At 71.7% G+C, this 13786-nt stretch carries 7 protein-coding genes; 2 read left to right on the top strand and 5 right to left on the bottom strand.

What is annotated here, in order from left to right:
* Nucleotides 1–18 precede the first annotated feature (18 nt).
* Nucleotides 19–1140, bottom strand: a complete 1122-nt coding sequence (locus SK224_RS06905) for a PDZ domain-containing protein (RefSeq protein ID WP_320434013.1) — start codon at nucleotides 1138–1140, stop codon at nucleotides 19–21.
* A 123-nt stretch (nucleotides 1141–1263) separates the two neighbouring features.
* Here SK224_RS06905 and SK224_RS06900 point away from each other — a divergent pair, with 123 nt between their 5' ends.
* On the top strand, nucleotides 1264–2619 hold the full coding sequence (locus SK224_RS06900; protein ID WP_320434012.1) for a zinc-dependent metalloprotease: 1356 nt from the start codon (nucleotides 1264–1266) through the stop codon (nucleotides 2617–2619).
* A gap of 720 nt (nucleotides 2620–3339) precedes the next feature.
* Here the strand turns inward: SK224_RS06900 and SK224_RS06895 are convergent.
* On the bottom strand, nucleotides 3340–5100 hold the full coding sequence (locus SK224_RS06895) for an ATP-dependent helicase (protein ID WP_320434011.1): 1761 nt from the start codon (nucleotides 5098–5100) through the stop codon (nucleotides 3340–3342).
* Nucleotides 5097–5987, bottom strand: coding sequence for an NAD(+) diphosphatase (gene nudC, locus SK224_RS06890; RefSeq protein WP_320434010.1), 891 nt, complete (start codon nucleotides 5985–5987; stop codon nucleotides 5097–5099). Before nudC ends, SK224_RS06895 begins: the two co-directional genes overlap by 4 nt.
* Nucleotides 5988–6050: 63 nt before the next feature.
* On the opposite strand from nudC, the gene SK224_RS06885 reads away from it, so the two are divergent.
* Entirely contained in the window at nucleotides 6051–7307 is a 1257-nt protein-coding gene (locus SK224_RS06885; protein ID WP_320434009.1) for a phosphotransferase, read from the top strand.
* An 18-nt stretch (nucleotides 7308–7325) separates the two neighbouring features.
* On the opposite strand, the gene SK224_RS06880 is transcribed toward SK224_RS06885, so the two are convergent.
* Together SK224_RS06880 and SK224_RS06875 are read right to left on the bottom strand one after the other, a co-directional pair.
* Nucleotides 7326–10592 (bottom strand): ATP-dependent DNA helicase, encoded by a 3267-nt coding sequence (locus SK224_RS06880; protein ID WP_320434008.1) that lies wholly within the window; start codon nucleotides 10590–10592, stop codon nucleotides 7326–7328.
* Nucleotides 10589–13720: an ATP-dependent DNA helicase gene (locus tag SK224_RS06875; protein WP_320434007.1), complete on the bottom strand. Its 3132-nt coding sequence runs from the start codon at nucleotides 13718–13720 to the stop codon at nucleotides 10589–10591. The genes SK224_RS06880 and SK224_RS06875 overlap by 4 nt, the downstream gene beginning before the upstream one ends.
* Between the last annotated feature and the right edge of the window lie 66 nt (nucleotides 13721–13786).

Raw genomic sequence — 13786 nt, 5'->3', positions numbered from 1 at the left:
GCTATGCACGGCGATCGGTCAGCTGCAGGTGGGAAGCGCGTCCAGATCGGCGTCGGAGGAGATCGCGCCCAGCACGTCGACGGCGTCGTCGAGCGTCGACACCGAAAAGACGCGGAGACCGTCCGGAATGTGGCCGACGACCTCGTCGCAGTTGCTCTCGGGCGCGAGGAAGTACTGCGCGCCCGCGTCGTGCGCACCCCAGAGCTTCTGGCGGATACCGCCGATCGGTCCCACCTCGCCGTCCGCGCTGATGGTGCCGGTGCCTGCGACCTGCGCGCCTCCGTTGAGCTCCCCCGGGGTGAGCTGATCGATCATGCCGAGCGCGAACATCATGCCCGCCGACGGTCCGCCGACGTTGTTGAGCTGCACCTGGACGTCGAAGGGGAAGGTGTACGAGACGGTGAGGGTGATGCCGATCTGCCACACGCCCGCGGCGTCGCCCGCGCCCTCCTGCGGCGTGACCGTGACAGTCTCCTGAGCGCCGCCGCGGTCGACGAGGATCTGGATCGGGGCGCCGGCACCGTCGTTGATGATGCGGCGCAGACCGTCGGCGGTCGTGACGGCCGCACCGTTCGCCTGGAGGACGCGATCGCCCGCCTCGAGCTGACCGCTCGCGGGCGATCCGTCAGCGACGGCGGTGACCTGCAGCTGCGGGTTCACGTCGTAGCCGAGATGCGTGAGCGCGGCGGCGGTGGCATCCGCCTGCGAGTCCACCATCATCGCGGTGTTCTGCTCCGACCGCTGCTCGCTCGTCTGTCCGGTCGGGAAGATCTGCTCCATCGGGACGACGGCCTTGGTGGGGTCGAACCAGGCGACGGCCGCATCCAGCCAGGACAGCCGCTGCTCGGGAGAGCCGATGACCTGCACGGTCAGCAGGTCCAGCGATCCGTCCGTCGGGTAAGTCTCGGCCCCGTCGATGGCGATCAACGGCACGTCCTTGCCGTCGGCGTCGGTGACCTCGCCGAGCGTGTTGTAGACGGGCCCGGGGCGCTCGATCACGTACGGGCTCGGAAGGAACGACATCCCCAGCAGCGCCAGCAGGGCGACGATCAAGGCCCAGATACCGGCCACCACACCCCGCGCCATGCGTCGACGCGGCGGCTCGGGCGCGAGAGAGCCCGGGGTCTCGAACAATGTCACTGTGCCTCTTTCGTCGGCCGTTCGCGGCCGGCGTACGGCGAAGTCCTGCTCGCCCGGCTGTGCGATGTATCCCTGCGACTAGCGTAGAACGGGACGTTATCCCCCGGCTGAAAGGCGCCTGACGTGGCAGACGAGGACGACCGGAGCCCCGAAGACCAGTTCCAGGAGCTGCTGCGCCAGCTGTTCGGAGCCGACGGTCTCGACCCGGAGCAGCTGCGACAACTCCAGCAGATGGGCATCGACCCCGCGATGATGCAGCAGATGATGGGCCAGATGCAGCGGGCCTTCACGAGCTCGGACGGGTCGATCGCGTGGGACGCGGCTGAGCGCCAGGCTCTGCACATCGCGAACCAGAGCGACCTCGGCGTGGCCGCCGCATCCCGCAGCGACCTCGACCAGGCGTTCTCGCTCGCCACCCTGTGGCTGGGTGAGGCCACCACGATCTCGGAGCTCGCCGAGGCGCCGCGCGCGCTCACCCGTGGCGCCTGGGTGGAGGCGACGATGCCGGTCTGGCGCGAGCTCGCCGAGCCGGTCGCCACGAGCATCGCCGACGCCCTCACGGCGACGCTGGCCGAGCAGGCGCCCGAGGAGATGCAGGCCATGCTCCAGGGCGCAGGACGCATGATGCGCTCCATCGGCGGCTCGCTGTTCGCGACCCAACTCGGCCAGGTCGTCGGGAGACTGTCGATGGAGGTCGTCAGCGGCGGCGACGTGGGGCTTCCCGTCATGCCCGCCGGCGCCGCCGCGATCCTGCCGCAGAACTTCGCCGACTTCGGCCAGGGTCTGGAGATCCCCGAGGACCAGCTCGCACTGTACGTGGCGACGCGGGAGCTCGCCCACGCCCGCCTCTTCCGCCATGCCCGCTGGCTGCGCCTGGACGTCATCGCCCAGGTGACCGAGTTCGCCCGCGGCATCCATGTCGACACGAGCCGGCTCGAAGAGCTCGCGGAGCGGTTCGATCCCAGCCAGCCCGAGGAGCTGCGCCAGGCTCTTGAGAGCGGTGCGCTGCTTCCTGAGCGCACGGAGCAGCAGGATCTCGCCCTCACGCGCCTCGAGACCCTCCTCGCGCTCATCGAGGGCTGGGTCGACATCGTGACGGCCGACGCGACCCACCGGCTGCCCAGCGCCGACCGCATCGCGGAGGTCGTCCGACGCCGGCGCGCCGTCGGCGGCCCCGCCGAGAAGGCGCTGGGCTCGCTCGTCGGCCTCGAGCTGCGTCCGCGGCGGATGCGGGAAGCAGCGGCGATGTGGCGACAGGTCACCGACGCCGTCGGTGTCGCCGGTCGCGACGCCCTCTGGGATTACCCGGACCTGCTTCCGGGCGCGACCGACATCGACGATCCGACTGCGTTGATCGAGCGACTCTCCGCACGCGCGCGGGGCGAGGCTCCGGAGCGGGACGCGATGGACGAGGCTCTCGAGCAGCTGCTCGCCGAAGAGGAGGGCGATGAGGGGCCCGAGGGTCCCCGCCCCGTCTGATCTCTCCTCCCCAACCGACCCGCGCGCGGGTCCGGCGGTGTGGAGAACCGCGGCGTCGTCGCCTGCGGCAACAGAATCGGGGCATGCTCCGACTCGATCCCGCGTATCCGCCGGTATGGCGCGACGAGCGCACGCTGCAGTTCGGAGACGAGGCGCGCGCCGTGATCGCCGACGCGGAGCCGTGGCACGAATGGCTCGTGCATGCGCTTCGCACAGGTGTCAGCGCCAACGACGCGATGACCCTCGCCGCCTCGCTGGGCGCTGACCGAGCGGCCGTCGCAGAGATGCTGGAACAGCTCGCGCCCGTCCTGTGCTCTGACGCTCCCCGCACCCGGGTGGGCTTCGAAGTCTCGGATGCCATCGACGGCGCCGTCGCCGTCGCCGTGATCCGGCTGCTCGACACCTCGGTGGAGCTGGTGACCGATCCCGACGAGCGCTGCACGGTGATCATGATGGAGTCGTTCGTCGCCGACCCTGGGCGCTATCTCGGGCACCTGCGCGACGAGCGACCGCATCTGCCGATCACTCTCGCAGGCGACCAGGTGCACGTGGGGCCGCTGATCACCCCCGGTGACGGCCCCTGCCTCGCCTGTGATGCCGCGCACCGTCGTGACGAGGATGCGGCGTGGCCGGGCATCGCGGCGCAGCTCATGTCCCAGCCTGCACCGCCGGTCGCGGCGGCGCTGATCGCCGAGGCCGTCGCCTATGCCGCGCGCCTGCTCACGGGTCAGCTGCCGCCGTCGGCCGCGCGGCGCCGGATGACGTTCGCCGCGTCCTCGCCCCACCGGCAGTCGGCCTGGCCGGTCGTTCATCCAGCGTGCGCGTGCCGATCTCTTGCAGAAAGCGAGACGGCTGCCGTGACTGCCGCGCCGACTGCGATGCCCACGACAGCGACAGCGTACGCGCGGCCCGCGTGATGCCGACGTACGCCAGTCGCCGTTCCTCGTCGATCTGCTCGAACCCCTGCGCGTAGGAGATCGGCAGCAGTCCCTCCGCCAGCCCCACGAGGTGCACGTGGTCCCACTCGAGACCCTTCGCCGCGTGCAGCGTCGCGAGCGTCACCGTCGCCAGCGAGGGCTCGTGTTGGTCTCTCGCTCTGGCCATCAGGTCGTCGGTGAACGCGCGCAGCGTGGTGTCCTCGGGCTGCTCTTCGGCAAGCGCCAGCAACGCGGCGCGCGCTTCCCACGCGTCGCGCAGAGCCCCGCCGACCGCCGGCGGCTCGTCCGTGTACCCGCATCCGCGGAGAACGTCGCGAACCGTGTCGCGGAATCCTCCCTGCATCGGAGCCACCGTGGCGGCGCGCAGCGCCATGACGGCCTGACGCACCTCCGGCAGATCGAAGAAGCGTTTGCCGCCCATGACACTGGTGGGAACGCCCGCATCCGCGAGTGCCGTGACGAGCTCCGCCGACTGGGCGTGGGCCCGGTACAGGACGGCGATCTGGCGCGGATCCACCCCGTCGTCGAGCTGGGCGCGGATGCGGGCGGCCACGCCCGCAGCCTCGTGGGCGTCGTCGTCGAATCGGGTCACCGTGGGCACGGGAGAGTCCGTGCCGCGGTCGGTGACCAGCTGCAACGCGCCGGGACGGCCGCGCATGAGCGCGTTGGCCACCCGGAGCACGGGCTGATCACTGCGGTAGTTGTGCTCGAGGGTGAAGCTACGCGCGTCGGGGTGGTGCTTGGGGAAATCCAGGAGGTAGTCGGCTCGGGCGCCGGCGAAGGAGTAGATGGTCTGGCTCGCATCGCCCACGACGCACAGGTCGCGTCGCTCGCCGAGCCACAGCTCGAGGAGTCGGTTCTGCAGCGGCGAGACGTCCTGGAACTCGTCCACGGTGAAGTGCCGGTACTGCTCGCGCACCGACTGGGCGACGCGCGGCTCCGCCTCGATCATGCCCGCGCACGCGAGCAGGACGTCCTCGAAGTCGAGCTGGTGACGTTCGTCCTTGAGCTTCTCGTAGGCGGCGTGCAGATCGCGGATCTGCCCGGTGTCGAGCGAGCCGATCGTGACGGGGCGCGTGCTGCCGATCTCGTCGATCCGGCGCATCGCGACCTTCCGCTGCTCGATGTGGGAGGCCACGTCGCGCAGGGTCGCGGTGTCGAGGTGCAGGCGCTGCTGCTCCGCCGCCTGCGCCAGAAGGCGCACCTTGTTGTCGACGATGCGCGGGGCGGGGGCGCCCGCCACCTGCGGCCAGAAGTAGTTCAACTGGGAGAGGGCGGCGGCGTGGAAGGTGCGTGCGGCGACACCCACGATCCCGAGCGCGCGCAGACGTCCGCGCATCTCGCCCGCTGCCTTGGCTGTGAAGGTCAGCGCCATCACCCGGCCCGGCGAGTACGTGCCGCTGTCGACGCCGTAGGCGATACGTCTCGTGATGACGCGGGTCTTGCCCGTACCCGCTCCGGCCAAGACCCGCACCGGGCCGCGCACCGCCATCACCGCGGCGTGCTGCTGCTCGTCGAGACCGGCAAGGATGTCGACGCTCATGCGCGCTCCTCGTACCAGTCGCGGATCAGACGCCAGGAGATGGACGCGGACCCGGGCAGCACGACCTCTCCCCTGCCCTCGAGCGCCGCCCCGATCTCCTCCCGCGTGAACCAGCGCACCTCGACGATCTCGTCGCCGTCGGGGCGCGCCGCGGCGGCGACCCGGGCAGCGGCGTGGAAGCCGAGCATCAGCGAACGGGGGTACGGCCATGCCTGGGATCCGCGATAGCGCACCCCGACGAGCTCCACCCCCGCCTCCTCCGCGACCTCGCGGACCACGGCGTCCTCCAGAGACTCGCCCGCCTCTGCGAAGCCGGCGAAGCAGGAGTACCTTCCCGCGGGCCACGCGGCGTTGCTGCCCAGCAGCAACCGATCCGGGTCGTCGGCGTCGTGCACCGCGACGATGATCGCGGGGTCCGTGCGCGGGAAGTGCTCTCGCCCGCAGTGCGGGCAGTGTCGGGCCCAGCCCGCCTGCCGCAGTTCGGTCCGGGTGCCGCAGAACGGGCAGTACCCCTGCTCGCGCAGCCAGCTGCCCAGTGCCACGGCGGTCGTCGCCGCATCCGATTCCGCTTCCGGGAGCAGGCCGCCGATCTCCCGCAGCCGGGCGAACGGCTCGGCCACGGTCTCGGTCGCCGCCGCGAGGACGCCGCGTCCGTCGGCGGTGCGCCCGAGGAAGGCCCACTCGGATGCGGTGACACCGGCTGCCGTGACCAGGCGCAGACGTGGCTCCTCGGCACTGCCGGAGAGCGACACGAGGTCGCCCGCCACAGCCAGGGCGAGGGTGGTTTCGTCGGCGCGCAGCTTGTCGACCAGCGCCGGATCCTGCCGCTCGTCCGCGGCGCGCCGGAGCGGGAACAGAGCCTGTGCACCGGTGTCGGAAACGCTCACCGATACCTCCTCGACGGGCGTGGCGACCGGCTCGGGCCGGGGGTGGACGCCTACCCTGAGTGCATGCCACGCTCACCCCTCACTCTAGCCGCGTCGGTGACGGCGGCTCTTCCGGAGGCCGTCGTCGTGAGCGCGGGGCGGCTGGGCAGCACGGACGAGGCCGGTACTGCCGCGGCGCTGGTGGATCTCGCCGACGGCCGCCGCGTCGTGGTGCGCGTGGCGGGAGACGACGAAGCGGGCCGCACGGCTCGCGCCGACGCCCGTGTGCTGTCGTCGCTGAGTGCCGGCGTGCGCAGTCTGCTTCCATTCCAGGCGCCCACGGTGCTGGGCGAGACCTCGATGGGGTCGGATCAGGTCATCGTCACGGACTACCTGGCCGGCTACCGCGTCGATGCCGCCGATCTGCCGCCGGGGCCCGGGTTCACCGGACTCGTCGGCCGAGCGATCGCGGCCGTACACGATCTGCCCGTCACGGTGATCCGCGCCGAGGGCTACCCGGTGCGCTCCGCGCAGCAGGTGCGCACCGACGCGCGGCGTCTCGTCGAGCGCGCGGATGACACGGGGCGCCTCGTGCCCGAGCTCCGCGAGCGGTGGCTGAGCCTTCTCGACGACGACGCCGCGTGGCGCTACGAGCCGATGGTCGTTCTGGACGGGCTGGATGTGTCGTCCTTCGTGTTCGACGACGTCGACGGGACGCCCGCGGTCGTCGCCCTTCTCGATTGGCAAGGCCTCTCCATCGGCGATCCCGCCGTGGATCTGAGGTGGCTGGGGTCCGCGCCGGAGTCGGTCGCAGGCGTCCACGAGGGGTACACGGCGGCCTCGCATCATTCGCCGGACCCTGCTCTGATGACCCGGGCGCGGTTGTTCGCCGAGTTGGAGTTCGCGAAGTGGCTGGTGCACGGCGTCGATCGGGGCGACGAGTTCGTCGTCGACGATGCCACGAAGCTTCTGACATCCCTCGCCGACGCGACCGCGGGTACCGAACTGGTTCAGACCGGTTCCGCCGACGTCGACGACGCCATCGCGCTTCTCGGGCGGGTGCCCGAGACCGAGCCCGCGAGCGGGCAGACGTCGATGCAGACCGATGCCTACGACCCGGTCGAACTGGGCGCGTACCTCGCCGAGGAAGAGGAGCGCTCGGGCTCGGGCTCGGGCTCGGCGGAGGGCATGCCGACGCTGCCGGTGGACCTGTCCGAGTGGACGGCCAGACCGCAGCCGGCGCACGACGACACGACCGACACCGCCGAGGACGACGAGGAGAGCCGCGAAGAGACCGCGCGCGCCTCCCGAGAGGCACTGCGCCGCTGGACCGAGGGCTGAGCAGGCGGCAGCGCCGGCTCAGTCGCGGATGACGAGATCGTCGGCGACGTAGTAGAGCGCGACGTCGATCTGCTCGATCGGGACGCCGTGCCTGGCGTGATACGCCTGGCGGTACAACTCGAGCTGCACGAGACGCTCGCGACGCTCGGACTCCGAGCGCGGAGCACGACCCGTCTTCCAGTCGACGATCTCGATGCGATCGCCCCGGCGGTATACGGCATCCAATTTGCACACCACGACGTGGGGGCGTTCGTCGATGCCGATGTAGCGGAAGTCGATCTCCGTCTCGACCTCGATCGGCTGCAGCGCCGCCCATTCGCTCGCCTCGAAGATCTCGACGAGACGCTCGAAGTCCGCGTCATCCCCGGTCTGCGCGGCATCGGTCGCCCAGAGGGGGTCGTCGAGCGACGCGGAGGCGCTCACTCCCGAACGTCGTTCCACCCACGCGTGGAACCGCGTGCCGAGTGAGGTCTGTCGATAGGGCCGCTCCGGCATGGGGCGCTCGAGCGCCGCGACGGCGGCGTCGTAGTCGGTGACGAAGTCCTTGTACGCAGATGCCGGGATGCGCACCGGCGCGCCCGAGCGCGCCGGCCGCAGGCGTTCGGTGCGCTCGGCCAGCAGCAGGGCGAGCTCGTCGTCTGCCTCGCCCGGATCCGCACGCGCCGCCTCCACGGCCGCGGCGGCATCCGTCACCCGCGTCCTGCGCGACCCCAGGGCATCGAGCGGCCAGTGCAGGGTGCGTGCCGCATCGGCGAGCGGGTTCTCGCCCGGATCGATGCGGGGATCGTCCTGCTCGAGCGCCTGGGCGATCTCGATCGTGAACCGGCTCAGCTCCCGCGGCTTCGTCGTTCCCGCCCAGGGCGATCCGCTCAGCAGCAGATGGTCGCGCGCGCGCGTGACCGCCACGTACGCGAGACGCCGATCCTCCTCGAGCGCGCGGTCCCGATGGGCGTCGACGAACGTCGTGCGGCGATCGCGCAGCTGCTGCTGGCTCTCCGCGCCCTGCCACGGATACAGCGGCAGCCACGCGGAGTCCCCGCGGAAGACGTAGGGCAGGACCCCCGCGCCGAGCCAGCCCCGTGTCTCCTTCGGTGTCGAGGGAAGCTCGCCCTCGACGAGCCGGACGACCGCGACCGCATCCCACTCCAACCCCTTCGAACCGTGGATGGTCAGCAGCTGCACCACGTCCGGTTCCGGAGGATCGGTCCGCGGCGCCAGATCGTCGCTGCGCTCGGCGTGCTCGAGCCAGGCCAGCAGGCTCGCCAGAGATCCGTGTTCGTCGGCCGTGAGGAACGCGTTGACCTCGTCGACGAAGGCGCGCACCTGCGCCGCCGCCGTGCGCGCCGGCCCGCGGCTCTCGTTCGCGGCGAGCTCGATGTCCAGCCGCAGCTCCACCTCGATCGCGCGCACGAGCTCCGTCAGGGGCAGTGTCGCCGCGACCTGCCGGAGACCCGCGAACACCGCCGCCGCCTCCCGCAGTCGGTCCCGGGCGGCAGGAGTGAACGTCTGGAACCAGGCGTGGTCCGGGCGGAGCCTCGTGAACAGATCGAGGGCGTCGATGAGCGATCCGGTCTCAGTGCGTGCGCTCTGACGCAGCCGCGCCAGCAAGTCCGGCTCGCTCTCGCCGCCGGCCCGCGCACGCACCTGGCGCCGGGCGAGATCGTTCAGTGCGGACAGGTCCGCCAGCCCGATCGCCCATCGCGGACCGCTCAGCAGACGAATGAGGGCAGAGCCCTGCGTCGGATCGCTGACGACGCGCAGGGCGCTGACGATGTCGACGATCTCCGGCGTGCTCAGCAGTCCGCCGAGGCCGAGAACGCGATGCGGGATGCCGTGGCGTGCCAGCGCTTCGGCGAATCGCGGCATGTGCTTCTTGGCGCGGAAGAGCACGGCACCCGTCGTCGAGCGCCCCTCGGCACCGCGCACGCGGATGACCTCGGCGAACCAGCGCGCGACCGCGTCCGCCTCGCTCTCCAGGTCGCGCTCCGTCACGATCTCGACACGCCCGTCTTCGGCGCCGGGCCTCGCGCGAAGGGTGCCGACGGCGACCGCGCTGCGGTCGGCGAGCGGTGCCAGCACGGCGGTCGCCGCGCGCAGCACGGCCGGAGCGTTTCGCCAGCTCGTGAGCAGGTCGAAGCGAGCGCATGTGCCGTGGCGCGAGAACGCCGCCGCGAAACCCGCCAGGTTGCCGGCGCTCGCGCCGCGCCAACCGTAGATCGCCTGGTGAGGGTCTCCCACCGCCATCACGGCGCAATCCGCGAACAGGGTCGAGAGCAGCAGGCTCTGTACCACCGAGGTGTCCTGATACTCATCCAGCAGCACGACGCGGTATTGCTCACGCAGCTCGTCGACCAGTCGCGGATCGCCTCGCACGATCTCGTAGGCGCCGGCGACCTGGTCGGCGAAATCGATCACCCCGGTCCGGCGCTTGTTCCGGTCGTACTCGCGGGCGAGGCGTGCGTAGAGCGGGAGCTTGCCGACGGCGGCGACGTCGTCCAGCACGTCCTTGTAGACCGTGGTGCGCGCGTTCTCCGAGGGAATGTCGACGACGCGCGCGAACGTCTCGGGGAATCGCTCGAGGTCATCGAGATCGACGAGGTTGTCGACGGCGTCGCGTGCGATGCGCAGCGCACGATCGACGAGGGTCCGCAGCGACTCCTCCGTCGTCTCGAGCTCGGGATCGTCCGAGGCGAGCACCGTGCGCCGCATCAGCAGCCATGCGGCGGACTCGGACAGCACTACGGCCTCTGCGTCGCGCCCGATACGGGCCGCGTGTTCGCGGACGATACCGTCGGCGAAACTGTTGTACGTCGAGACCGTGGGCCGGTCGAGCAGATCGTCGGCATCGCCGGCGGGCCCAGCGTCGACGGCGTGTTCCTCGGCGAGGCGATCCAGCAGTCTGCGTCGATCGTCGTCGGATCCGCCGGACCGCTCGAGCTCGCCGAAGCCTGCCAGCTCGCCGCGGCTGTGGAGATCTTCGAGGCTGTCGAGGAGGCCGCGCCGCTCGAACTCCGCGAGACGCGCCAGTCGACGCTGGACGCGCTCGGCCAGCTCTCCCGCCGCCTTGCGCGTGAAGGTGAGCCCCAGGATCTGGTCGCGGCGGACGAGACCGTTCGCCACGAGCCACACGACGCGACCCGCCATCGTCTCGGTCTTGCCGCTGCCGGCTCCCGCGACCACGAGCGCCGGTTCCAGATCGGACTCGATCACAGCCGCCTGCTCGGCCGTGGGCGGGAACTGCCCGAGGGCGGCGGCGATCGCCGCCGCGCTGATCAACCCGGTCACGGGGCGCTCACCGGCGCGACGGTATGGATGCGGCAGACGCCGTGCGAGAAGTCGTCGCGGCAGTGCGTCTCGTAGTGCGCCTCGAAGGAGCGCGCGCTCATCACCGTCGCCGCAGCGTTCAGCCGGCCGAGGAAGGCGGCACGCGCCGCATCGTCGAGGGGAGGCTGCGTGGGCGTCGCGAAGATCGACCGGGATGACGTGGGCTGCAGGACGAGCAGCTTCGCGCCCGCGCTCTCACGCCCCTCCGCATCGGGCACCATTCCCGCATCCACCGCGACCTGGTAGGCCGCCAACTGCGCATTGTCGGCCACCTTCGCATCCGTGCTCGCCACGGACCGCCCGGTCTTGAGATCGACGATCTCCACGCGCCCGTCGGGCAGGAGCTCGACGCGGTCGATGGTGCCCGACAGCACCATGGGCCGGGCCTCGTCGCCCGCCGGATGCGGCAGCGACACCTCGAACCTCGACTCGGCTCCGAGCAGCTTTCCGCCGCGCGCCTCGAAGTCCCGGAGGTAGGCCGAGAGGCGCCGGACCAGGTCGCGCGCGCGGTCTCGCTCGACGCGCTCGCGCCACGGCGCGTCGAACTCCAGTTCGTCCCAGCGCTCTTGGACCGCTCGCCAGAGCGAGTCCTCGTCCGGCCCCGCGGTCTCCATCGCGTGGTGCAGGAGCGTCCCGAGGCCGGCCGTCGTCTCCGTGCGCGCTCCGCCGAGATCGGCGATGACCCAGTCGAGCTGGCAGGTCTCCAGCGCTTCGAGCCGAGAAGGCGAGAGCCGCACGGATGTCTCGGCGGCGTCGTGCAGCGGCGCGTGGGATGTTGCGGAAACCATGCCGTACCACTGCGCGGGTACGGCGCCGGCGACACGGGCATCGGCCAGGTGAACGAGCTGCCGGGCTGCGTGCGAGCGCGCCGCGACAGCGGTCGCGGTGGTCAGAGTGCGCCGATGGGCGGCCACGAGCCCTCGCAGCGAGAGCGGATGCCGGGTGGGTGCCGGCTGGGCGTCGGGCAGCAGCTCCAGGAGCGGGCTCGGAGCCGATGCGTCGTCCGAGACCGCGGTCACCACCACGCGGCTGCGCGCCCGGGACAGCGCCCGGGCGAACAGCCGCAGCTCGTCGTGCAGCACCTCTCGTCGCCGATCACGAGTGCTCGGGGCGTCCGCACCGATGCGAGACTCCGCGAGCCGCCATGCCTGCAGCAGGGTGCCGCGCAGACGCGTGTTGGGCCAGACGCCCTCCTGCACGCCCGCGATCACGACCGTGTCGAACTCGGCACCCAGCGCCGCCGCGGGCGTGAGCACCTGCACCCGCTCCCGCCGGCTCGGCGGGGCGAAGAGGTCCTCGGCCACGTCGCTGTCGAGGACACCCCTCACGAACACCATCGGATCGCGAGGACCGCCCTCCTCGGCACGCTCTCCGAAGCGTTTGGCGGCTTGGAAGAGTGCCACGACCGCATCCAGGTCGCGGTCGGCCTGCTCGGCGAGCGGACCCGATCCGCGGGCGAGCGTCGACCACGCGGACTCGAGCCCGCTGCGCGACCACGCGGTCCACAACAGCTCGTGCGCGGTGGCACCGCGCTCCAGGTCGTCCCGCAGCTGGGCGAGCGTCGCGGCGATCGTCGCGGCACGCGATCCTTCGCGTGTGCCGAGCGCCTCCAGACGCGCCGGCTCGTGCAGCGCTTCGACGAGCAGTTGCGCGGCGGGTCTCGTGCCCGCCACGAGTACCTCGGCACGACGCAACGCCGCTCGGAGTCTGCGGAGGTCGACCGGGTCGAAACCCGCGGACAGGAGCGTCTCGGCCGGATCGACCTCCTCCGCCGCGGCGCGGACGACCGTGAGCAGGCGCCTCACGCTCCCCCGGCTCCCCAGGGGTTCGACGAGACCCGGTGCGCGGGCGGGCACCTCCCGCGCACCGAGCTCTGCCTCCAGGGCGGCGACCTGCCGGGAGTCGTGGGCGATCACGGCACAGTCGGCCCATGCCACCCCGTCGCGCAGATGCCGCTCGCGCAGCACGCGCGCGATGAGGTCGTGCTCCTCCGGGGCGGAGCGCGCGAGATACACCCGGAGGCTCTCATCGACGGGTGCCCCTTGCGGCGCCCGCCGATGGGCCACGACACCCGCCGCGCCGATCCTGCTCGTGACGCGCCGTACGGCATCCGTCTGCAGAGCGGTTCCTCGATGGGCTCGCTCGAGCACCGCCGTGCGTCCGAGGGAGGCGGCCAGACGCGCGAAGTGCTCGGGACGCGCGCCGCGGAAGGCGCCGGAGCCGATGTCGGGATCGCCGAAGGCCGTGACCGTGATCCCTCGCGCGTGCAGCGCCTCCAGCAGCGCGACGGCGCCCGGGGTGAGCTCCTGCGCGTCGTCGACCAGGACGACGCGCAGGCGCCGCACGACAGCGAGCGCCGGGTCTGCCGCCTCGAGGCGGCCGAGCAGCGACACGGCCTCAGCGACGAGCCCCGCCGCATCGCGGTGTGAGGAGCGCAGATGACCGCGGGCGTCGTCGTACTCGACGAGGAACGAACTGAGCGCCTCCCACACCGGCACGCCTTCGGATGCCGCCAGCGCGGCGAGCTGTGCCGCGTCGATGCCCCACGTGGTGCATTCGGCGAGGAAAGCCCGCAGCTCGCTGCGGAAGGCGCGCGACGAGCGCACCGCGGTGCCGAAACCGTCCGGCCAGCGGGATGCGGCACCGTCCTGTTCGTCGAGCTCGTCACCGCGAAGCAGATCGTGCACGATCTGGTCGTCGTCCGCGCCCGTGAGCAGACGCGGCGCGGGGCGGCCGTGGCGCACCTCGTTCGCGCGCACGATCTCGAACGCGAGAGACGCGACGGACCGCGCGGGGGCGCCCGATCGGGCACCCGTCATCGCCAGCGAGAGGCGGTCGCGCAGTGCGGTCGCGCTCTGGCGCGTAGAGGTGAGAACCAGAACCTCGTCGGGGTCGAGTCCCCCGGCCGTGAGCTGCGCCACGCGTGCGATCAGCAGCGTGGTCTTACCCGATCCCGGCGCGCCGACGACCACCAGCGACCGATCCGGGGCCGTCTCCAGCACCGCACGCTGCGAGGCATCCCACTCGGGCGCCTCGAAGACCGGCTCGGCGTCGGCGGCGGCGCTCGCGGAGGCGGAAAGAAGAGGCATCGCCAAAACGCTAACGCGCCCCGGCGACACGGCCCCGAAGCGACGCGTTCGCCCACAGCGTGCACC

Source organism: Microbacterium sp. BG28 (assembly GCF_034044005.1).
Taxonomy (GTDB): Bacteria; Actinomycetota; Actinomycetes; order Actinomycetales; family Microbacteriaceae; genus Microbacterium.
This window is presented reverse-complemented; position numbering and strand designations above follow the sequence as displayed.